This is a genomic window from Vibrio sp. 1F263 (assembly GCF_041439035.1).
Lineage (GTDB): Bacteria > Pseudomonadota > Gammaproteobacteria > Enterobacterales > Vibrionaceae > Vibrio > Vibrio tasmaniensis_A.
Genome location: NZ_JBGONI010000007.1, coordinates 20,444 through 41,454, shown reverse-complemented (window position 1 = coordinate 41,454; position 21,011 = coordinate 20,444). Strand labels below are relative to the sequence as shown.

Here is a 21,011-nt window from a genome sequence, read left to right as displayed (position 1 = left end):
TTATGAATAGGAAATTAAACAAGCAGCAAGGTCTCGCAGCTATTGAAATGATGATTGCAACACCAGTCTTATTGTTTTTCTTAGTGTTGGTTCTTGAGTTGGGAAACATTCTAATTCATTACAATGTGATATCTAAATCGGTTCAAAATGGGGCTCGCTACGCAGTTAGCGAAGTTTATGGAACACAAGGTGGAGCATTGGCGCCGACTGCGGAAATTCAAAACATCGTGGTTTACGGGAAAAACACGGTAGGTACAGCCATACTTTCTAGTCTTGCAACTTCTGATGTGGTTGTTACTCCTCCCACTGCGGACAGTTATGTGAGAATAACGGTGAATTATGAGTATGTTCCTCATTTCTTATCTGTCCCATTTTCATCTGAAAGTTTATCAATTCCCTTGAGTGTGTCGTCCGTGATGAGGGTTTTTTGATGGAGTCAATCAAGAAACATAGCGGTTTAGCCATCATCGAATTTACGATTGTTTCTTGGTTGGTGTTTTTGCTGATTTTTTTGATTCTAGCTTTAGGGGCTTACGTATTTTCATTGCAGATTGTTAATGAGGCGACCAGAAAAGCAGCTAGGTTAGCGACCGTTTGTTACGTGCTAGATCGCGATAACATTGCGGGGGTTGTCGTAGAAGACATACCACTACTAGGCTTTAGTGATAGTAATTTGGAGGTCGCGTACTTAGATGCTTCTGGCGTTGAAATTACTTCTGATTTCGAAGCGAACCTGAGTGCGATCAAGTTTGTTAGAGCAAGAGCTACAGGTTATGGCATTCAACTGATCAGTAACCTAAGCTTTTTAGGGGCCAATGGTTTTCTTACTGCCCCTGCGTTTGAGACAATTTTACCAGCTGAGAATTTGGGTGTGATAAAGGCTGAAACAAATACTAGGACAAGGTGTCCGGAACCAGTACAGGGTGGGTAGTATGGGCGAAGCAATTGATATTTTACCAAGTGAAGACGATGCGATTCGCCTTAAAACCAACTTGAATGTATGGCTTATCTATAGCAACGAAAAATTTCATGCACATATGAGACAGCAATTAAAACGCTGTCGAAATGTTCATATTGACTCTTTTTCTTTGCTAGGTATGACTGAAGAGTATGTGAAAAATATAGATGCTCCCGATCTTATTTTTGTTGAAGCAAGTGGTGGTTGGGCTCAGAAAATGGTGGATCTTCAAAGCTACAACCTACAGTTAGAAGAGCATGATTTATCTTTAGTTGTGTTTGGTGATGAGAGTGATAACGGCTCATTGAAAATAGCGCTAAGACTTGGTGCTTCTGATTTTCTATCTCATGACATTTCAATTTCAGGCCTTTTACCGCTTCTTAAGAAAACTGCAGCGGAGAAAATCGAAAACTCGAGCTACGGAGAAGTGTTTTTATTTATCAATACTAAAGGTGGTATGGGGGCGACCACCTTAGCGCTCAATACAGCCGTAGAAATAGCAAGTTATCACCCGAATGAGGTGCTGTTGCTTGATATTGATCTCCAGTTTGGTGTTATTCCAGAATATTTGAATATCACACCGTCCTACAGTATTTCGGATGCCATCGACAGTTCTAATGATTTGGATGAAATGTCTTTAGGAAGTTTAGTGAACAAGCATACATCTGGGTTGCATGTTTTAAGTTTCAAGCATGAAAATAATGCGGATGATTATGAGCACGCCCAGAAAATTGGAAAGTTATTACCTGTACTACGCCGTTTCTATCGCTACATTATCATTGATTTCTCTCGAGGTTTGGATCATATCTTTGCGTCAGCTATTTCTCCTGCGACCAAGGTGCTACTTGTTGCTCAGCAAACCTTAGTGTCTGTTAAAAACAGTAACCGTTTAGTAAGAACGCTGAAGTTTGAGTACGGATTACAACAAGATGCAATAGAGATCATCGTAAATCGTTATGAGAAACGACAAACCATTAAATTATCAGATATAGAACAGACCGTTGGAAAGCATGATATCCATTTAATGCCTAACGATTTTAAAGTGGCACTGGAGAGTGCCAATTTAGGTCAGCCTTTAGTTGAGTCAAAAAAGAAGAGTTCGATTACACGGTCGATCATCGATTTATCTCATATCCTTTCTCCTCCAGAACAAGAAGAGAAGAGTTGGCTCAAAAAGATATTTTCATAGATTGTTTGTTCTAAGCATATAGATGAGGGATCGTTATGTTCTTTAAACGAAAAAATATAAATCCGGAGTTTGAAAAAAAAGCAGAACAATTTTCGCAGCAGGAGAGCGAAAACGTTGCTGCCTTTCCTCAAGGTGATGCTAGTGATTCAGTTGCTTTAAAAGGGCTAGATGCCAGAGAAGAACAAGAAAAATCGGTTAATGAAGCAAAAAAAGTCTTAGAACAAGAATTATCAATTAAACACTATTTCCATAAGCAGCTCTTAGAAACACTCGACCTTGGTTTGCTTTCTAGCCTTGATAAGGAGCGTGCTAAAGTCGACCTCCATGAAGCGATTGTTCAGCTAATGGCTGACGATCAAAGTCATGCCCTGAGTGCTGAAGGTCGAAAAAGAGTTATCAAGCAAATCGAGGATGAAGTGTTTGGACTGGGGCCGTTAGAACCGTTATTAGCAGATAAAACGGTATCCGATATTCTCGTGAATGGACCTAAGAGTGTGTTCGTTGAGCGAGGGGGGAAATTGGAAAAGACACCCTATACTTTCTTAGATGACCGACACCTTAGAAACATCATTGACCGTATTGTTAGCCAAGTGGGGCGTCGAATTGATGAGGCTTCTCCAATGGTGGATGCTCGATTGGCCGACGGTTCTCGTGTGAATGCGATTATCCCACCTCTTGCTTTAGATGGCCCATCGGTATCCATACGACGTTTCGCTGTGGATAGCTTAACTATGGATAATTTACTGGAGTATAAATCAGCCTCTCCACAAATGGCTAAGTTTGTGGAGGCTGCAGTGAAAGGTGAGCTTAATATCTTGATTTCAGGAGGGACGGGGTCAGGGAAAACAACCACACTGAATATCTTTTCTGGTTTCATTCCTCGAGACCAACGAATCATTACTATAGAAGACTCTGCCGAGTTACAACTTCAACAACCCCATGTTATTCGCCTAGAAACCCGCCCTGCTAATTTAGAAGGGAAAGGGGAGATTAGTCAAAGAGAATTGGTAAAAAACACCTTACGTATGCGACCGGATCGAATTGTGGTTGGTGAGGTGCGTGGTAGCGAAGCTGTCGATATGTTAGCGGCTATGAATACTGGTCATGATGGATCTCTTGCCACTATTCACGCCAATACCCCCCGTGATGCTCTAAGCCGTGTTGAGAATATGTTTTCGATGGCTGGTTGGAACATTTCTACCAAAAACCTCAGAGCGCAAATTGCTTCTGCTATCCATTTAGTTGTGCAGATGGAGCGGCAGGAAGATGGTAAGCGCCGTATGGTGAGCATTCAAGAGATAAATGGTATGGAAGGAGAGGTCATCACTATGTCTGAGATCTTCCACTTTCAGCGTCAAGGTGTCGATGAGCATGGCAATATTTTAGGTTATTACACAGCAACCGGTGTGGTGCCTCAGTCTCATGACCAATTGGTGAAGCGTGGTCTTGATTTGCCGTTTGAGCTCTTTACCGAATCACATAGCTGAGGAGCGGATTATGGATAGCGTAACAGTTTCATTGGTTCTATTGTTTGTTGCGGTGTTGTTTATTTCACAAGCCTTATTATTGCCAGCTGCCGGAAAAAAAGCTAAGCACAAAGAGTTGACTCGTCGCTTAAAAGAGACACAAAGAAATATTGATGAAGAGAGTTTGTCGCTCTTAAAAGATCACTACAACAAAGAACTATCACCACTTGACCGGAAGTTGATTGTCATTCCTTTCTTTGCAGACCTAAAACGTATGCTGGAATTGGCGGGGCTGAAGATCACTTTAAGTCGCTTCTTATTGATTGTGTTCTTGTGCGCCACTTTGTTGGCTTTGGTTGCTTTAGTATCAAATCAAGTGTGGTTCATTTGTGTAGCGGCTTTTGTCTTTGCTTGGGTTGTTGCTTACTTGTTTGTTCAAAACAGAGTGACATACAGAATGGCACGATTCGAAGAACAGTTACCAGAAGCTTTGGATATTATCAGGAGAGCTTTACAAGCAGGTCAGCCATTGGTTCAGTCTTTCAATGAGGTGGGTGAGGAGATGCCTGAACCTATTGGCGTTGAATTTAAGAACACCTACAACTTGTTGAACTACGGTTACGATTTGAGGCTCGCTATTATGCAAATGACAGAAAGAGCACCCACGGTTTCGATGTTGGCTTTTTCTAGTGCAGTCATGCTGCAGAAAGAGACTGGGGGGAATCTCTCTGAGAATCTGCAAAAAGTATCTGAAGTACTGAGAGCGCGTTTTAAACTAGAAAGAAAAATCAAAACTCTCTCTGCTGAGAGTCGGCTTTCTGCCTGGATACTGACTCTTTCTCCCTTTGTTCTGTTTTTCGGCCTTAAATTCGTAAACCCAGAATACATAGAACCTTTGTATACCGACCCTAGAGGAATATCGATGGTCAGTATTGGGGTTATTTTGTTGGCTATTGGGGCGTTGTGGATAAGAAAAATAATAAATATCGAGATATAGATTATGGAATTCTTTGATTTAGATGTATGGAAGCAAGCACTCTCTGAGTTCGGGATCAGTAGCCAAGCCTTACTGTACGGGATGATCTTGCTGACCACTATGTTACTGACCCTCACGCTTGGTTTTCTTTTTGTAGGCACTCGCTCCCCGTTGGATAAAAAGCTAAAGCAGATATCCAGTGGTCGTCATACGAGTAGTCGAAAACCTTACGATTTTACCAATACGTTAGAGTCGTTAACGCCATTTATTGGACGAGGGAATAAAAAAGACAACGAAACTTACTCAGAAAAACTCATGCATGCCGGATACCATGAAAAAAGTGCGCTTTCTGTCTTTTATGCTTTCAAAGTACTTTCAGCCCTTGTCGGGTTTGTTTGTGCATTTATGGTGTTTTATTTAGCGATAGGGGGCAGTTACAACAACTTACTGATCGTGACTTGTATCTTTGTCGGTACGTTTTTACCCAATTTTATATTGAGTAAAATGCAAAAAGATAGACAGAGAAAGATCAAGAATGGTGTGCCAGATGCTCTTGATCTGCTGGTAGTTTGTACAGAGTCCGGTCTTGGTTTTAATGCTGCGCTAGGACGAGTTGCTAACGAACTATACATTTCACAGCCCGAACTTGCCGATGAGTTGGATACTGTTTTTGCCAAGATACAAGCAGGTGTCACCATGCCAGACGCTTTGAGTCAGCTCGTTGAACGAACGGGACTTCATGAGTTAGACGGACTCGTATCCTTGCTGTCTCATGCCTCAAGAATGGGGGGGAGCTTGGCGCAAACTTTACGAGACTATACCGAAGATTTTCGAGATAAGCGGCAACAAGCTGCGGAAGAAATTGCAGCAAAAATACCCACTAAGATGTTATTTCCTATGTTGTTATTTATTTGGCCTTGTTTTTTTATTGTTGCCCTAGGACCTGGGATGATGATTGTTATGGACGCATTGAGTGCGCCAGGAGTCGGTTTATGATGCTAATGAATAGAATGGTTTTACTTTTACTGCCGTTATTAATTTTAGGGTGTGCCTCTTCTGATGAACCAACCAATCAGTTTGATGCCGAGTTGTATTCGGGGAAGCCAATTGACACCTTAACCAGTGACGATCCCCCTGTCAGTGAAAAAGAAGCCATTATGCGCGGTGATGTAGCTTTAAGGGATAACAATATCGATTTAGGTCTTTACGAATACATTCGTTCTCTGTCTTTTCCTGAGCAAGAGTTTCACGATAAAACGTTGTTTACTATCGGCCGGATTCATTCATCGAGAGGCAACTATGCACTGGCTGAAAAAGCGTATCTGGCGGCATTAGATTTTAACCCGGCGCATACGGAAGTGCTGGAGCAGTTAGGCGTGTTATATACCAAACAGCGTCGTACAGATGAGGGAAGAAGCTATTTCTTTAAAGCGATCAATGCAGACCAAGTTCGTTTAAAAAGTAGTAGCACGATTAAAAACTACCAAGCGTTAAATCAAAGTGAAGTAGCCGCTTTGAAGGTTGACAGTATGTCTCCTGCATCAGCCTTTATGGGTATTGGCGTGCTGGAAGATGTCGATGGAAAACATCAAATCGCACAAGAATACTTTAAAAAATCGCTTACTATCGATAAGACATCAGTGAAAGCTCTACTGAATATGGGGTATTCCCATTACATGTACGGTAACTACAAAGAAGCGTATCAATATACTCGTTCGGCTTTAGAGATAGAACCGAACAATGAAAAGGCTCAAAACAACCTTGCGCTCATTTATTTGGCATCAGGTGATGTGAAAAAAGCGATAAATGTGTTTATGCGTCATATGGATGCACCTGAAGCTCTGAACAATGTAGGGTATTTTTTAATTATTCAAGGTCGACCAGATGAAGCCGTTCCTTACCTTCAACAAGCAATTGATAAGAAACCCTCTTATTACAAAATCGCCAATGAAAATCTGAATAGAGCGCTATCAGAGGTAAGAGAGATGAAGCAATAACTACTTAGCGCCAGTTTTAGTGCAATGAAAAGGATCTTTATATTGCCTAACCGTGAAAGTTTTAATAAAGATGTCATTGTAATCTCTATTTTTTGGTTTGCCTGCGCATCAGTGATACTGTTTTACAAGTGGGAAGCAGTATCCGCACTCAATCTAAATGATAACGATGATTATATGCGTTATGTTCAGTTCCAAGCGTGGATGAAAAGTGGTCATTGGTACTTAGAACCGATGAGTAATTTCAATGCTCTCGATGGCATTATTATTCATTGGTCTCGGTTTCCTGATCTAATGTTATCTATAGTCGCTTTCCCATTGCTATTTATAATTGATGATAGTCTTGCTTATTCAATCTCGATTTCTGTTGTGCCATTGTTTTACTTGTTACTTTACGCATTATCATGTTTCTATTTATGTGACCAATACTTTGGGAGCAAATATCGTTTCATAAGTATGATGTTTGCTATTTCCTCTCCTTCAATTATTCATTTCCTGCCAGGTTCTATTGATCACCATAATATTCAACTTATATTAGCAGCACTGTTTCTTTCAGTTACACCTCTTACTACTCGCAATCTCAATCAATCATGGCGTGTTTATATACAATCCACTTTCCTATCTTTATCTTTGTGGACGGGTGTGGATAATCTATTGTTGTTTTTTCCGTTCTTTTTTCTTTATACGGTCTATTTCAGTTTTTTTAATAACGGATACTTTAGTTATATCTCCAAGCTATACGCTACTTGTACGTTTTTGTCATCTATTACTGTTTTATTGAATAGGCCTTACGATGAGTTTTTTGTTTTAAAATATGATGAAGTATCATTTATTATTATAATATTATTCTTTAGTGGTTGGTTGTTTGTTCATTTTTATCACAGGTTGGCGAGTAATGATAAGAGTGTAATTGAAAGGACTTTCCTGTTTATTACTCTTGGTTTATTGTGTTTACTTCCTGTTTTTATTGTTTACCCATCACTTACTAGTGCTTTATTAATTGATTACCCTCCAATACTTAAGATGTATTGGCTTGATCAAGTCACGGAAGCTAAATCTGTTGCTAGTTATATATCAACCCATGGTTTATTTTCTGTTGAAAACTATGCGTTGCTATTGGTTCCCGCAATTCTATCCCCGATATTTAAGTTAAAAAACCACCATGCAATAATATTGTACATCATCTTTATGTTTAATTTATTTCTTGCGCTATTTTGGCAGATTAGAATAATGAGGCTGTGCTTTGTTTTAGCTGCACCTTTTCAAGCATACTTTATTATAAAATTGTCCGATGTTGTTAGATATTCAGTTCTAAAAATTATTGTTATCTTCTCTGGTGCTCCTTTAGCTTTAGCACTTTTTATTGTTATTTTGTCACCAGAAGAAAAAGTAACCACTGTTTTTGATAATATAGAAAACCCACCAGATATATTTAAAGTATTAAAAGATAACGGTATTAATTCACATACAATTCTTTCTGGGATAGAAACCGGCGCTCCTGTACTAGCAAAAACCAACAACAGTATCATTGCAGCGCCTTACCATCGAAATATTGCTGGCAACCAATTCCTAATTGAAGTGATGCTAGAAGAGGACATGCTCTTAGCAAGAAAAGAAATAATAGACAAAAGGGTTGATTATATATTGATTGGTAATGACCCTCATTTATCTCTTCTGGAGGCGTCGGGAAGCGATAATTCTCTAGTTAAAAGGCTTCATGGGGATAATGTTCCAGATTGGCTAGAGGTGACATACGACGGAGTTAAGGATGGTTACCGAGTTTTTAAAGTGAGGGGTGAGAATGAATAAGCAGAAATTAGCAGTATTGCTCCCATGTTTTAATGAAGCGGGTGCTATTGGGAAGACAGTTATGTCTTTTAAGCAGGCTTTACCTGATGCGTCTATTTATGTGTATGACAACAACTCAACCGACAACACGGTAAACGAGGCCTTGCAGGTTGGGGCTATTGTTCGACATGAGCCTCGCCAAGGTAAAGGGGAGGTTGTCAGGAGAATGTTCTCTGATATTGATGCTGATATCTATGTGATGGCTGATGGTGATGACACTTACGATGCGTCAATATGCCCTGCGCTGATCGAACAATTGGATAATGAAAAACTCGATATGATTATTGGAAGTCGAGAGCGAGCTTCAATGGCTTATCCCAAAGGGCATATCCTAGGAAATAAGCTGTTTTCATCGCTGATTAATTTAGCATTCAATGCTCAATTGAGTGATGTGTTTTCTGGTTATCGAATTATGAGCCATCGATTTGTCAAAACCGTACCCATTTTCAGTGATGGCTTCCAAATAGAAACAGAGCTTACCGTTCATGCGCTACATCATAATATGCCAATCAAAGAAGTTTCGACGCAATATCAATCAAGGCCTGAAGGCACAGCCAGTAAATTGAATACCTTTAGTGATGGGCTCAAAATTCTCAATTTCATTTTGTTCTTATTGAGAGATGTAAAGCCAATGTTCTTCTTTGGCGTATTGTCTATGTTGCTTTGCTTCATTTCATTGGTTTTAGGAATCCCCGTTATCATCGACTTCATCGATACTGGGCTCGTCGAAAGGGTGCCTACTGCTATTTTGTCTAGTTCAATTGCATTGATAGCGGTGATGTCTTTTTTCTGTGGGTTGATACTCGACAACGTATCACGAGGTAGGCGAGAGATGAGGATCCTTTCTATATTACGAACGAGTGATAAAACGCTATCTGAATAGGAATCAAGCATGAGAACAAGCAAGGATGAAGACAAAGAGTGGATCGATTATTTATCTCGTTTCAGTGACGAATATGATGAGCGAGTTTATAACGGCAATACAACGGGTTATGTGATGAGAGCTGGTCATATAGCATGTGAAAAGCCATTTGGTGAAAGTGAACACTTTTCGAGAGTGTTAGAAGTGGGCTCCGGTACAGGTGAACACTTGCTGCACGTCAAACACACCTTTGACGAGTATATCGTGAGTGATGGCGATGCTGCGGCGCTTGAGGTGGCAAAAGAGCAACTCAATCATATTGGTTCTAACGGTAAGCTTGTTTTCAATTTGGCTAATGCTCGGCAATTAGACTTTGAAACTAATAGCTTCGATCGTGTTATCGCGACCCATATATTGGAGCATTTATACGAGCCTCACTTGGTGATTAAAGAGTGGTTAAGAGTGTTAAAGCCTGGAGGCACTCTGTCTATTTTGATTCCTACCGATCCTGGGGTCGCTTGGAAAATCGGTCGCTATATGACGACAAGAAAACACGCCTTACAGAAGGGGTGGCATTACGATTACATTATGGCGAGAGAGCATGTCAATCCATGCAATAACTTAATCGCTTTCTTAAGGTATTACCTTCCTGAACACCAAAAATCATTTTGGCCGCTGAGCTTTGTGCCGCTTATTGATTGCAATTTGTTCTTCAACTTTCATGGTATTAAACCGTTATCGGGAAATTAAAGGTGCCTCTGTTTTTAAAAGTAAGAAGTAAGTGATGAAACCACTCACTTCTTATTCTCAATTATTGCTTAGATCGCCAAACCTGTAATTGCGCCAAACAACATAAACACACCCACTAACCCTACAATCGGGACCTTTACGGTTTTTAATAACCACACACCAACAATGATCAGAGCGAAGTCTATGCCGCTGCTCACTGCGCTTGTGAAGATGGGTTGGTATAGAGCCGCAAGCAATAGACCAACAACTGCTGCATTCACACCGGTAAGAGCACCTGCCACCAAAGGCTTGCTTGCAATCGCCTGCCAATTCTTCAGTACAGCCAGTAGCAATAAGAAACCCGGTAAGAACACCGCAACTGTTGCGAGCAGTGCACCTGTAATCGGTGCCGATGGCATCAACTCATAGCCTAGATAAGTGGCTAATGTAAACATTGGGCCCGGTACAGCTTGCGCAGCGGCATAGCCTGTTAGGAAGGTATCTTGGGACAGTTGGTCGCCAATACCATTTTGTAGCAGAGGAAGAACCACGTGCCCGCCACCGAATACCAAACTACCTGCTTGGTAAAATAAACCAAATACTTCAATGCCTTGAGAGTATGCACTGAACAGCGGTAGACCAATCAGTAGTGCTACAAAAATCACTAGCGGTGTTATGGATATCTTATGTGTCGAAGGCGTTGTTTTTAAGTCTTGCGAGGTTAAGAACTTACTGCCAACCATCGCTGCAAATAGGAGCACTAAGACTTGAGGCCAGATCCCAGGAATCAAAAGTAGAACAATCGCGGTGATCACACACAGTGCTGTTGCTATCTTTGATTGGCAAAAGTTTTTGTACATGCCGAAAGTGGCGTCAGCTACAACCACGACCGCGAGTAGCTTAAGTCCGTGGATGATTGAAATGAAAAGCGGTGCTACCAACAACTGATTGCTCACTAAGGCCAATATCAACATTAGGATGACAGAAGGGGAGGTGAAGCCTACAAATGCGGCAATCGCACCGGTTAAGCCACCTTTTTTGTAACCAACCGCGAAGCCAACCTGACTTGAGCCTGGCCCCGGCAGAAATTGACTGAGGGCGACAATTTGCCCGTACTCTTCGTCGGATAACCAATTCAGTTTCTCAACAAAGGCTTTACGGAAGTAGCCAATGTGTGCCGCTGGTCCACCGAAGCTAATCCAGCCAAGCCAGAAAAAGGTTTTAAAAATTGAAAGCATGATCGATTCCAGATAAATGTTTAGCGTAATTTAGGTGGAGTTGAACTATGATTCAAATTAATTGTTTTAATTATAACTATGAATAATATGGGATTGATTTGTGGCTGATTTTAACTGGAAAGGAATTGACCTTAACTTATTGATTGCACTGCAAGCTCTGTATAAAACCAACAGTGTGAGTAAAGCGGCAGAACGTTGTTATGTCAGCCAATCTGCGATGAGTCATAGCTTACAAAGACTGAGAAAGCTGTTTGATGACCCTCTGTTTGAGCGTGTCGGTAGCAAGATGGAGGCGACCGACCGAGCCATTGAATTATCGAGCACCGTCGATGCGTTGCTTAATACTATTCAATCTGAAGTTCTGTTGTCCAAAATGTTCGAAGTTGATAGTTATAAAGGCAGCTGGAAGATCGGACTTACCGATTACGCGGAACAGATGTTTGGCCCAATGATCTTCGATTTTATTAAACAAGCTTCGCCAAACTCTCAAGTCGCATTTCTTAACGTTAATCGAAACAATTACCAGCAGGTATTTGAAGAGGCTAAGCTAGACATTGCGATAGGCAGTTTTGGTGAAGTGCCTAAGCTATATGGCATTGAACATCTCTATACCGAGCAACATGTTTGCTTGCTTGATGCATCCGTTTTGGATGTTGAGTTGCCTATGTCATTACAATCATTTGTCTCTGTGGAGCACGCCTTAGTGTCTCCTAATGGTGCCTTAAAAACGGCAGTTGATACTAAATTGTCTGAATTGGGCTACACCAGAAAAGTGGCGATATCTTCAAGCAACTTCTTAACGGTAAAACGATTGATCAGTGGCAGAAAGCTATTGTGCATTGTGCCTAAGTTAGTCGCTAGAAATGCCCCTAATGTCGACAGTTCACTGATAGCCGTTGCTCCGCCGATAGATGTTCCTGATTTTGATATACAGCTGGTTTATCGTAAGGGAAAGCAATTAGATGACAAAAACACTCACTTGAGGAAAGTGATCTCTCAAGCGGTTGAGATTGTCATTGCGGCTGAGTGATTGATGACGCGTTTCTTTTTAGCAAATAACCAATTAAGTGCCAAAGAGCAACTACCATTAGAGCGCCTATATACCCATCTATTGCGTAGTGCCACGCTAAGTGAACGGACCCAACTTGGACAAAGAAAGCGTAAACCCACGCAATATATCCCCAGTTTTTGTTTAACCGGAATGTGGTCATAGCCATTAACACTGCGATTGTTACATGCAAACTTGGCATGGCGGATATGCCCGTTCCTCTGCCTCTTATTCCTGTCACATAGCTATCCCAAAGCATATCCTGCGCGGATAGCATCCAAAGTGGGAATAGATTCGCTTGCTTTAACTGGAGGTCTTGCGCTTGTAGACGTTCCATTAACCTAAGATAGAGATCTTGTTCATAGAAGTGGTGAAAGTAGGCGGGTCCCGCAGACGACAACAGCGTCGCTATGACGTTACCTAGGAGAAACCAAGATATCAAAAAGGTGAGGATAAATTGGTTACGCAGGTGGTCATTTTTCCGATAGACAATGAAAAAAAGTAACATCCCCCACATAAGAAAAAACCATAAATTGTATAGAAAATTAATCACTAGAGTTGAAGCCGCATTAGGCAGGAAGAAATGTGTTATTTCCCATGGGGATACACCGAAGTGCAGCCACTTATCTAAATGATAAAAGGTAAGATCTAGATTGTATGGATTGAAGTGAGGTATCAGTGATTTTATAAACGTATAGCTCGAGAATGAGATGTTTAAAACGAGCATTAACAAAACAAAATAAATAGGCTTGGATATAGGAAATAGCAGCGATTTCACTTTTTTTATTAACCGTATCGTTGGTTTTTTTTCTCGTTTAAACAATAAATAGCAGTAGTAATACGTAGCCCAAACAGTAAAAGTGACAGAGCAAATTGTAATCAAAACATCGATATAGCTATAGATGTCATATTTCATATTCTCGGGAACAAATATGTTGATGATTAAGGTAAACGGGGCAATGAATGCAACATAATACAGAATCAGTTTGTTTCTTCTGAATTCATGAAGTAAAGACGATAACAAGTTTGATTGTTCTTTTTGAGGAGTGGATTTGGCGGTGGTCGTCTCTGAATCCATATAGCCCTTCATCAAGATTTCCTATCATGATTAAAGGTTAGTTCATTTGAGCTGGTTTTCTACTTTTCAACCTTGTGTCTAAGGTAAAAATAAACGAAATAAAACCTTCCATTTTTCACAACCCGACTATACTTAATTTACGACTAAAAGTAGTCGTAAAGAATAGGCTTTTTGATTTACCTAAGTAAAAAAATGGGTTATATCCTAATGATATAGCTTAAAAAACTACCAGGCTAAACGGACTTAGTTGGTCTTGAAAGCGCTAGCTCCCTCTAGCGCTTTTTCTTTTGTTCGAAGTTAGCTCTAACCCCTTAGGTGTTTACAGGTTTGAGTTGTTTAATCCCGATTTAGAACAGTTAACGGTCGAGCTCACTGACTAAGAGCAACGAGCTATGTAGACCGACAAATTATGAGTATCAACTAGCTACGAACGGTCAGTATCAAGCCATCAATCACACTGTGGTGGTGATCAGAAACCCCAGCAAGGTTGCCGTATTTCGGCTGGTGGCGATCATTTTCTAATGGATGGTGCCAACCTTGTGTATGTTCTACAAAGTGCGCTGCAAAGCTTTCAGACACCTCTAAACATCCTGCCATGACGGTATCAACATAGGTTTGAACGATAGGGCTGTTTTCACAAGGCGCTTCGATTTTGTCTTTGATGTATACCCAGATCGATTGATCCGCTTTAAACTCGGTTTGGCTCTCTATCTGATCGTTTCTTAACTCAATTCGATGATAACCACGCTCACGACGATCAAATTCAGCCAACGCAACATCATCGACCTCCAGCAAAACACCATTCACTTGTCCCTCACCAAGATTGACGATCAACGGTGACAAAACATAGCTGTCGTCGATTTTACTCCAGTGACGCACTAGGCCGTGCACTATCGCAGGAATCGCTTGTCCTGTTTGACCTGTGAGTTGACGAGAAGAGGAGTTGATCAAGCTACCATAACCAAAAATATACATCGCGTTCCCTGTCTGTTCTTTTGTATTTGAGACTAGTCTTACTATATGTTTGGCTTCATCAAATGTCAGTAGTTTTTTATTTTACACACCTTCGAGTCTAAATAACTCTCTGGTGGTGTGTTTAATTGACACTTTTTTGACCTCTAAATACACCTTGTTGCTTGTTTTTATTGGTTTTATATCTTTGGCGCGTTTCATGCATTGTGTTAGGCAATATTGCGGTGATGATTACTGCACCTTGAATTTGGCTATTGGTAGCAATTCAATATAAGCCACACTTGGCTTGTTATCTGAAATGAGGAATGAGTTTGTTAAATATCACAGATAAAAGCGTAGAAGATGCGATTCCAGCTTATCTTCGTTTAGGTTTTAGACCTTTCTTCTTTCTTGGCAGCCTCTATGCCGTGATTGCTATCGTCGCTTGGGTTGTCATGTTCCAAAATGGTCAGCCTGAAGTGTTAAAAGTACCCGCACTTTGGTGGCACGTACATGAAATGCTGTTTGGTTTTTCTATGGCGATTGTGGTTGGTTTTGTTCTGACTGCGGTGCAAACATGGACGGGAGTCAACGGAACTAAACATTATCGATTAGCTGCGCTCGTTGGTTTGTGGCTAGCACCTCGTATTCTATTTTGGACACCAGCGCCATTGTGGTTAATCTCATCGGTTGAAGCGTTGTTCTTGATCTTTGCCGCTTACGAGATTGGTTTCCGTGTCGTGAAATCGAAAGGCTGGAAGAACCTGTTTTTTGTGCCGCTGTTTATATTGGCTATCGTCGCCAACTTTGCTAGTTACGCGACGATTAAAGGCATGCCTCCATTCCCTTCATCCGCGGTATGGCAAGCGATGTTGTGGTGGTTTACGTTGCTATTATCCGTGATGGGTGGACGAGTGATTCCATTCTTCACCGCTCGTCGTTTCGACTTTGAAAAAGCTCAACCACTGGTTTGGTTGGAATGGCTAGCGAACCTGCCTTTGGTTGGATTGTTTGTGCTGAGTTTCTTCCCGTTGACCTTTGCTCAAGTGGGTAATGAGTTGATGGTGTTTGCAGGTGTGACTCAGTTGGTTCGCTTTGTTCGTTGGAAGCCTTGGACAACGTTGTCTGAGCCTTTGGTGTGGTCACTGCATGCGGCTTATTTGTGTATTCCTTTGAGCTTGTTGCTAAGAGGCTTGTTAGATAATCCATTTGCAAGCCATAACATGCTACACCTGTTTGCGATTGGCGGTTTGAGTGGGCTCATTCTTGCGATGATCACACGTGTCACCATGGGACACACTGGCCGTGCTATCTATAAAGGGCCAAGTATGGCGCTGGCGTTCTCGGCTATCTTTATCGCGGCATTAGTTCGTAGCTTAGGTGTCACTTTCTTCCCTGCTTACTTATTTGAGATGGTCAACATCAGCGCGGGTTTATGGACGTTGGCGTTTGGTCTGTTTATCTGGAAGTTTGGCATGATGCTGTTAACACCAAGAGTGGATGGTCATCCGGGGTAAGCGTATTGATTTTCTAACACATTTTTAAAGGGAAGCACTGAGCTTCTCTTTTTGATCGCAGCTAGTTATCGCTTTAATTTGTCTCTGTTTGAGAACAGTTCATTTCATTGTTGTCGATAAAATAGCATAGAAGTTGATGGTGAATCGGAGAGTTACGAACCCATTGAAATCCGGCACACACGATTTACAGCACTGGAGTGTGATCCGCTGCAAATATTTGCAGCAATATTCATTGATTTGTGCTCTAATACCGCGCTTACCAAGGGATGGTGTTAAAAGATGCTCACTTAGATGGAGTTATCAAAGTTGACCGATCCCTTAATGATCTCCCTTAGGAAAAAATAGAACATGTCTAAGAACAAAAAATTTGATATCCGCCTTACAGAAAAACGCAACGGTTGGTGTGCCGAGATTACTCGTCAAGTAACGTCTCGCAGCACAACAGTATCTAAGCGTGAGTCTGGTTTTGAAACTGAAGCTCTAGCACAAGAGTGGGCAGAGAAAGAGCTAGCATCTTTCATCGCAAACCAAGCTGAACGTAACGAGCGTAAATCAGAGCAGCGTAAAGAGCGTGACGAACTACGTCATACTAAAGAACTTAAAGCTGAGCAAGCACGTGAAGCACGCGCAAAAGCTCGTGAAGAAGAGCAAGAAGACGCTGAGTAATTTAGCGCTTAATTAATTTACAGGTTCCTTAATTTTAAGATAAGGGACAAGTAAAAAAAGCCCCAATATAACTTTTTTCTTTCTAGTCAAAAGTGTATTGGGGCTTTTTAGTTTGTGGAGTTTATTTTCGAAAATGTAGCCACTTCTTGCTAGTGACTACATGTCATTCATTGATTAGTTGTTAAGCGCCGTTAGCCAATCATCTTCCGCTACTTCTTCAATATAGCTCTCAACTGATTGTCCCACTTCATCGTCATCTTGTTTGAAGTAAGCAATGTGGAATACTGCGTCACCTTCGTTTACCAACGGTAGAGTTTGTTGGCCAATCACGATACCGCCTTTGGTTGTGATCACTTGGCCTTCTTGGTGACCTAACGGAGAGCTTATGTAAGCGAGAGTTTGTCCTGCTTCAACTTGTTCGCCAAGTCTCACCATGTTACGCAAAATACCGTCTGACTCAGCGCGGATCCAGCTGGTGGATTTGCTCAACACTGGTTCTGGCAACTTTTTACGGTTTGGGCGCAGCATGCCGATTTCTTTCATCACTTGATGTACGCCAAGGTAACCCGCACGAATCGCTAGGTGATCAAAACGCAACGCTTCACCACCTTCGTAAGTTAATACAGGGATACCCAATTTTTCCGCTTCGCTACGAAGTGATCCGTCACGCAGTGGTGAGTCAATGATCACTGGTGTTGCGAACGCTTTTGCGATGCGCAATGTTTCTGGGTTCGACAGGTTTGCACGGATCTGGGGCAAGTTAGTACGGTGAATCGCACCTGTGTGTAGATCCAAAATAAAATCACAGTGCTTCGCCACATTCTCAAAGAAGGTGTAAGCGATGCGTGATGTTAGCGATCCTTTCTCACTGCCTGGGAAGCAACGGTTTAGGTCACGACGGTCTGGTAGGTAACGAGATTTATGGATAAAGCCAAACACGTTAACGATAGGCACAACAATCAAGGTACCTTTCAGTTTCTTTGGATCAATCGCATTGGTCAGTTGTCGTGCAATCTCAACACCGTTTAGCTCATCGCCGTGGATAGCCGCATTTACCATCAGTGTTGGGCCTGCTTGGCGACCGTGAATAATTTCAATCGGGATCGAAAGTGGAGAGTGCGTGTAAAGCTGAGCCGCTTGCAGTTCAATCTCCATTCGCTGTCCTGGCTGAACAGTATAACCAAGTAATTCGAATGGTTGATTAGGTTTTAGTCTTGCCATTTAGGTTGTTCTCAACATGGTGATAATTCGTTAACACGGAATGTACCAATCGTTGATTTTTAGTACGAATCAATCGGTTTACGGTGACGACAAAAGTTTTCTATGGAGTTGTCTATAAATAAGCTTCCAGTTTTAATTTGACTCATTATAGGGTGTTTCAAATTGTGGTTTTTCTGACAGTACACTGATATTTGTCATTTGGTTGGTTGCTATTATCCACCGCCATTTTTTGGCGGCCAAATTCAAATATCGAGATGAAAATGAAAAAAACAATTTCAAAAGTTGTAGCACTAGCGGTGGTATCTGTTGCTTTATCTGGCTGTGTTGGTAGCAACGCAGTAACGGGTTACCTAATGAAGTTCAACCTTAAAGCCGTTGATAACCGTTACGCTCGTGGTGGTTTGAACATATTGCTTGCACCGGCTTACGGTCTAACAGTTGCAGCTGATTACTTGGTATTCAACTCACTAGAGTTCTGGACGGGCAGCAACCCACTAACAGGTGCACCGCATATATTTGATACTAAGATTGATACTTACCTTGATATCAACCATCAGCTTGATAAGTCACTTACTGAAGCACCAGTAGGTCCGATTACGAGTGCTGATATGATTGAGAAAGGTCAAATGCAGCAGATCGACGAAAACACGATCCAAATGGACATCACTTACCAGTCTGGTGAGCGTGCGACATTGATCGGAGTTCGTGATGGTGAGATGGTGACATACTTCATCGACGGCGAAGTAGTGGCACAAACTTCAATTGATGAGTTAGAAAGCTACGCGGCTTCACGCGCTTAATTGTTTATTTAGTCACAAGTACATAGCTACAAAGATTGGATACAAAAACAGGTACTCATTGAGTACCTGTTTTATTTTGTGTCTATAAACGGTGTTTACTGAAAAGTGCTATTTAGTGAAGATCCCTATTTATTGGAAACACCATTTATTGAACATACATAGTTTATCGAATTATGCTTTTTCTGGGATAGCTGCAAGCAGTGCAACCATTTGATTCCAGAATAGCTCAACCGTATCGATCTTCACTTTCTCATCAGGAGAGTGAGGGAACTTGATGGTTGGGCCGAAAGAAACCATATCCATGTTCGGGTAAGGTTCTTTGAATAGACCACACTCAAGACCAGCGTGGATAACCATGATGTTTGGTTTGTGACCGTAGATACCTTCGTACATGTCGCGGAAGATGTGCATGATTTCTGAATCTGCATCTGGCTTCCAACCTGGGTAAGCACCAGAGAATGCGATGTTAGCGCCTGCTAGTTCAGCAACAGAGTGAAGCATGCTTTCTACTTGGCTACGACCTGAATCGATAAGAGAACGGATCAGGCAAAGCACTGTGATTGAGTTCTCTTCTGTTGTGATAACACCTACGTTTAGAGACGTTTCAACAACACCTTCAATCTCGTCACTCATACGAATCACGCCGTTTGGACATGCGTTAAGTGCCGCGATAAAGCGAGCCTGGTCTGCTGACGCAAGTGCGCCCATTTCTACAGAAGCTTCTTCGTTGAAAGTCACGATGCTGTCTTCTACTTTACCTAGCTCTGTTGAAAGCAGCTCTGTGTAGTAGTTGTATAGCGAAGCCAGTTTCTCTTGGTTTTCAGCAGGAACAGCAACCGTTACGAAACCTTCACGAGGAATAGCGTTACGAAGGCTACCACCTTTGAATTCGACGATGCGAAGGTCTAGCTCTTTTGCGTGACCCGCTAGGAAACGAGCAAGCAGTTTGTTTGCGTTTGCACGACCTGTGTGGATGTCGCAACCAGAGTGACCGCCTTTTAGGCCTTTTAGCGTTAGCTTACGTGTTACGAAGTCAGCTGGAATCGCGTTACGTGCAATTTCAAATGTCATTGCGCCGTCGATACCGCCAGCACAACCCATGTACACTTCGCCTTCTTGCTCTGAATCGGTGTTAAGAAGGATATCGCCTTCTAACCAACCCGCTTCAAGACCGAAAGCACCAGTCATGCCTGCTTCTTCATCTACGGTAAGTAGAACTTCGATAGGGCCGTGTTGGATTTCGTTCGAAGCCAGAACCGCTAGGCAAGAAGCCATGCCCATGCCGTTATCAGCGCCAAGCGTTGTGCCTTTCGCTGTAACCCACTCACCATCAATGTATGGTTGGATTGGATCTTTAGCGAAGTCATGAACTGTGTCTTCGTTCTTTTGTGGAACCATATCGATGTGAGCTTGCAGCACGACACCTTTTTTGTTTTCCATACCCGCCGTTGCAGGCTTTTTGATGAATACGTTACCCGTTGGGTCACGACGTACATCTAGGCCTTGCTCTGTTGCCCAAGCAATAATGTATTGAGCAAGTTCTTCTTCATGTTTCGAAGGGTGCGGGATTGAACAAATTTTATCGAAAAACTGCCAAATAGGGGCAGGGGACAATTTACTGATCTCAGAATGGAATTCAGACACGGATGACTCCTTTTTTATTTGATAACCATATATTTAGGTTTTGTAATGGCAAAAAACTAGAACAAAAATCTAAAATATGGGTCTGTTTTGATGGCAACAGCATACCACTTGAGCGTTTTGACGAGTAGCGGTTCTAAACCTCAAATAGCTCAAATTTTGAAAGCGATCTTGTCTATCTGATCATAAATAAGCGCGTTGATGCTTATAAACGGCACAGGCAAACGTTTGTTTAATTCTATTTTGTAATTTAATTACAAAAATGAGTTTGTAACATAACCGCAAATAGCCAAAAGTGTGACGCATAGCAAAAAATGCTTGTAATCTTTTTTCTTTAGGGTATATTAATAACCAACTTCTGAAGTGAAGAGTAAATGCTCAAAGGATGAGTCCGTTTTATCGCCTCCAAGGAACCGAGAAATCAAATTCGTTTTTTATTGATTTATTAAGGTGATAGTTATGAAAGGTTTACCATCTGCAATGTTCTGGATTAACAGCTCTGTTTACACTAGCAACTTTGCATACCCTACAAGCTTTGGTTACTAATACCACAAGCATGTAACTCGAACAGTTTTGTTCACCCCTATATATTGGAATTATTTTACAGCCCTTTTGGTTGACAGATTCTACCGCCACTCAGTTTTGAGTGGCGTTTTTTTTGCCTGCTACTTTTCCAAACCGCTTTCGCTTATCACTTTTCCTGCTGTTCTGCGTGGTTGTTTTTTAAACGCCGAAATATCAATTTGCGCCTTATTACTGATCCTGTTGAAAAATACATAACTATTGTGGGTTTGAATTCGGAATTTATTAGCTAGATTCTCAATGAAAA

At 41.5% G+C, this 21,011-nt stretch carries 19 protein-coding genes; 14 read left to right on the top strand and 5 right to left on the bottom strand.

Going from position 1 to position 21,011, the window contains the following annotated elements:
* Positions 1–2: 2 nt before the first annotated feature.
* The 10 genes from ACED25_RS06735 to ACED25_RS06690 are packed head-to-tail and all read left to right on the top strand — an operon-like array spanning position 3 to position 10,043.
* Entirely contained in the window at positions 3–431 is a 429-nt protein-coding gene (locus ACED25_RS06735; RefSeq protein WP_009847495.1) for a TadE/TadG family type IV pilus assembly protein, read from the top strand.
* Positions 431–931 (top strand): TadE/TadG family type IV pilus assembly protein, encoded by a 501-nt coding sequence (locus tag ACED25_RS06730; protein WP_086048851.1) that lies wholly within the window; start codon positions 431–433, stop codon positions 929–931. The genes ACED25_RS06735 and ACED25_RS06730 overlap by 1 nt, the downstream gene beginning before the upstream one ends.
* A gap of 1 nt (position 932) precedes the next feature.
* Positions 933–2,147, top strand: coding sequence for an AAA family ATPase (locus tag ACED25_RS06725; RefSeq protein WP_009847493.1), 1,215 nt, complete (start codon positions 933–935; stop codon positions 2,145–2,147).
* Between the two features lie 35 nt (positions 2,148–2,182).
* Positions 2,183–3,634, top strand: a complete 1,452-nt coding sequence (locus tag ACED25_RS06720) for a CpaF family protein (RefSeq protein WP_009847492.1) — start codon at positions 2,183–2,185, stop codon at positions 3,632–3,634.
* A 10-nt stretch (positions 3,635–3,644) separates the two neighbouring features.
* The gene (locus ACED25_RS06715) at positions 3,645–4,610 is read left to right on the top strand and encodes a type II secretion system F family protein (RefSeq protein ID WP_009847491.1); all 966 of its coding nucleotides are present in this window, start codon (positions 3,645–3,647) and stop codon (positions 4,608–4,610) included.
* Positions 4,611–4,613: 3 nt separating this feature from the next.
* Entirely contained in the window at positions 4,614–5,585 is a 972-nt protein-coding gene (locus ACED25_RS06710) for a type II secretion system F family protein (RefSeq protein WP_009847490.1), read from the top strand.
* On the top strand, positions 5,582–6,586 hold the full coding sequence (locus ACED25_RS06705) for a tetratricopeptide repeat protein (RefSeq protein WP_371694912.1): 1,005 nt from the start codon (positions 5,582–5,584) through the stop codon (positions 6,584–6,586). Before ACED25_RS06710 ends, ACED25_RS06705 begins: the two co-directional genes overlap by 4 nt.
* Positions 6,587–6,610: 24 nt before the next feature.
* Positions 6,611–8,392: a hypothetical protein gene (locus ACED25_RS06700; protein WP_102257766.1), complete on the top strand. Its 1,782-nt coding sequence runs from the start codon at positions 6,611–6,613 to the stop codon at positions 8,390–8,392.
* Positions 8,385–9,314 carry a glycosyltransferase family 2 protein gene (locus ACED25_RS06695; RefSeq protein ID WP_371694911.1) on the top strand — a complete coding sequence of 310 codons (930 nt, stop codon included), beginning with the start codon at positions 8,385–8,387 and terminating at the stop codon, positions 9,312–9,314. The genes ACED25_RS06700 and ACED25_RS06695 overlap by 8 nt, the downstream gene beginning before the upstream one ends.
* Positions 9,315–9,323: 9 nt before the next feature.
* Complete coding sequence (locus ACED25_RS06690) at positions 9,324–10,043, top strand: class I SAM-dependent methyltransferase (protein ID WP_371694910.1); 720 nt, start codon at positions 9,324–9,326, stop codon at positions 10,041–10,043.
* Positions 10,044–10,111: 68 nt separating this feature from the next.
* Here the strand turns inward: ACED25_RS06690 and chrA are convergent, their stop codons facing one another.
* Complete coding sequence (gene chrA / locus ACED25_RS06685) at positions 10,112–11,260, bottom strand: chromate efflux transporter (RefSeq protein WP_102582452.1); 1,149 nt, start codon at positions 11,258–11,260, stop codon at positions 10,112–10,114.
* 100 nt (positions 11,261–11,360) lie between these two features.
* Here chrA and ACED25_RS06680 point away from each other — a divergent pair, with 100 nt between their 5' ends.
* Positions 11,361–12,290: a LysR family transcriptional regulator gene (locus ACED25_RS06680; protein ID WP_102257768.1), complete on the top strand. Its 930-nt coding sequence runs from the start codon at positions 11,361–11,363 to the stop codon at positions 12,288–12,290.
* On the opposite strand, the gene ACED25_RS06675 is transcribed toward ACED25_RS06680, so the two are convergent.
* Positions 12,274–13,398, bottom strand: coding sequence for a phosphatase PAP2 family protein (locus ACED25_RS06675; RefSeq protein WP_009847483.1), 1,125 nt, complete (start codon positions 13,396–13,398; stop codon positions 12,274–12,276). The genes ACED25_RS06680 and ACED25_RS06675 overlap by 17 nt on opposite strands.
* 408 nt (positions 13,399–13,806) lie before the next feature.
* Positions 13,807–14,361: a gamma-glutamylcyclotransferase family protein gene (locus ACED25_RS06670; protein ID WP_102582453.1), complete on the bottom strand. Its 555-nt coding sequence runs from the start codon at positions 14,359–14,361 to the stop codon at positions 13,807–13,809.
* A gap of 308 nt (positions 14,362–14,669) precedes the next feature.
* On the opposite strand from ACED25_RS06670, the gene ACED25_RS06665 reads away from it, so the two are divergent.
* Complete coding sequence (locus ACED25_RS06665) at positions 14,670–15,854, top strand: NnrS family protein (protein ID WP_102582469.1); 1,185 nt, start codon at positions 14,670–14,672, stop codon at positions 15,852–15,854.
* Positions 15,855–16,202: 348 nt separating this feature from the next.
* Positions 16,203–16,520: a DUF3622 domain-containing protein gene (locus tag ACED25_RS06660; RefSeq protein WP_009847480.1), complete on the top strand. Its 318-nt coding sequence runs from the start codon at positions 16,203–16,205 to the stop codon at positions 16,518–16,520.
* A 174-nt stretch (positions 16,521–16,694) separates the two neighbouring features.
* Here ACED25_RS06660 and ACED25_RS06655 read toward each other — a convergent pair whose 3' ends face one another.
* Complete coding sequence (locus ACED25_RS06655) at positions 16,695–17,741, bottom strand: succinylglutamate desuccinylase/aspartoacylase family protein (protein ID WP_012604657.1); 1,047 nt, start codon at positions 17,739–17,741, stop codon at positions 16,695–16,697.
* A 260-nt stretch (positions 17,742–18,001) separates the two neighbouring features.
* Here ACED25_RS06655 and ACED25_RS06650 point away from each other — a divergent pair, with 260 nt between their 5' ends.
* Positions 18,002–18,541: a DUF3332 domain-containing protein gene (locus tag ACED25_RS06650; protein ID WP_041472888.1), complete on the top strand. Its 540-nt coding sequence runs from the start codon at positions 18,002–18,004 to the stop codon at positions 18,539–18,541.
* 171 nt (positions 18,542–18,712) lie between these two features.
* Here the strand turns inward: ACED25_RS06650 and ACED25_RS06645 are convergent, their stop codons facing one another.
* Complete coding sequence (locus tag ACED25_RS06645) at positions 18,713–20,185, bottom strand: aminoacyl-histidine dipeptidase (RefSeq protein ID WP_012604655.1); 1,473 nt, start codon at positions 20,183–20,185, stop codon at positions 18,713–18,715.
* Positions 20,186–21,011: the final 826 nt, after the last annotated feature.

Coding starts and splice junctions, on each gene's coding strand:
- ACED25_RS06695 (WP_371694911.1), top strand. CDS start 8,385: ATGAATAAGCAGAAATTAGCAGTATTGCTCCCATGTTTTAATGAAGCG.
- ACED25_RS06700 (WP_102257766.1), top strand. CDS start 6,611: ATGAAAAGGATCTTTATATTGCCTAACCGTGAAAGTTTTAATAAAGAT.
- ACED25_RS06660 (WP_009847480.1), top strand. CDS start 16,203: ATGTCTAAGAACAAAAAATTTGATATCCGCCTTACAGAAAAACGCAAC.
- ACED25_RS06690 (WP_371694910.1), top strand. CDS start 9,324: ATGAGAACAAGCAAGGATGAAGACAAAGAGTGGATCGATTATTTATCT.
- ACED25_RS06735 (WP_009847495.1), top strand. CDS start 3: ATGAATAGGAAATTAAACAAGCAGCAAGGTCTCGCAGCTATTGAAATG.
- ACED25_RS06710 (WP_009847490.1), top strand. CDS start 4,614: ATGGAATTCTTTGATTTAGATGTATGGAAGCAAGCACTCTCTGAGTTC.
- ACED25_RS06675 (WP_009847483.1), bottom strand. CDS start 13,398: ATGAAGGGCTATATGGATTCAGAGACGACCACCGCCAAATCCACTCCT.
- ACED25_RS06715 (WP_009847491.1), top strand. CDS start 3,645: ATGGATAGCGTAACAGTTTCATTGGTTCTATTGTTTGTTGCGGTGTTG.
- chrA (WP_102582452.1), bottom strand. CDS start 11,260: ATGCTTTCAATTTTTAAAACCTTTTTCTGGCTTGGCTGGATTAGCTTC.
- ACED25_RS06650 (WP_041472888.1), top strand. CDS start 18,002: ATGAAAAAAACAATTTCAAAAGTTGTAGCACTAGCGGTGGTATCTGTT.
- ACED25_RS06670 (WP_102582453.1), bottom strand. CDS start 14,361: ATGTATATTTTTGGTTATGGTAGCTTGATCAACTCCTCTTCTCGTCAA.
- ACED25_RS06730 (WP_086048851.1), top strand. CDS start 431: ATGGAGTCAATCAAGAAACATAGCGGTTTAGCCATCATCGAATTTACG.
- ACED25_RS06725 (WP_009847493.1), top strand. CDS start 933: ATGGGCGAAGCAATTGATATTTTACCAAGTGAAGACGATGCGATTCGC.
- ACED25_RS06720 (WP_009847492.1), top strand. CDS start 2,183: ATGTTCTTTAAACGAAAAAATATAAATCCGGAGTTTGAAAAAAAAGCA.
- ACED25_RS06655 (WP_012604657.1), bottom strand. CDS start 17,741: ATGGCAAGACTAAAACCTAATCAACCATTCGAATTACTTGGTTATACT.
- ACED25_RS06705 (WP_371694912.1), top strand. CDS start 5,582: ATGATGCTAATGAATAGAATGGTTTTACTTTTACTGCCGTTATTAATT.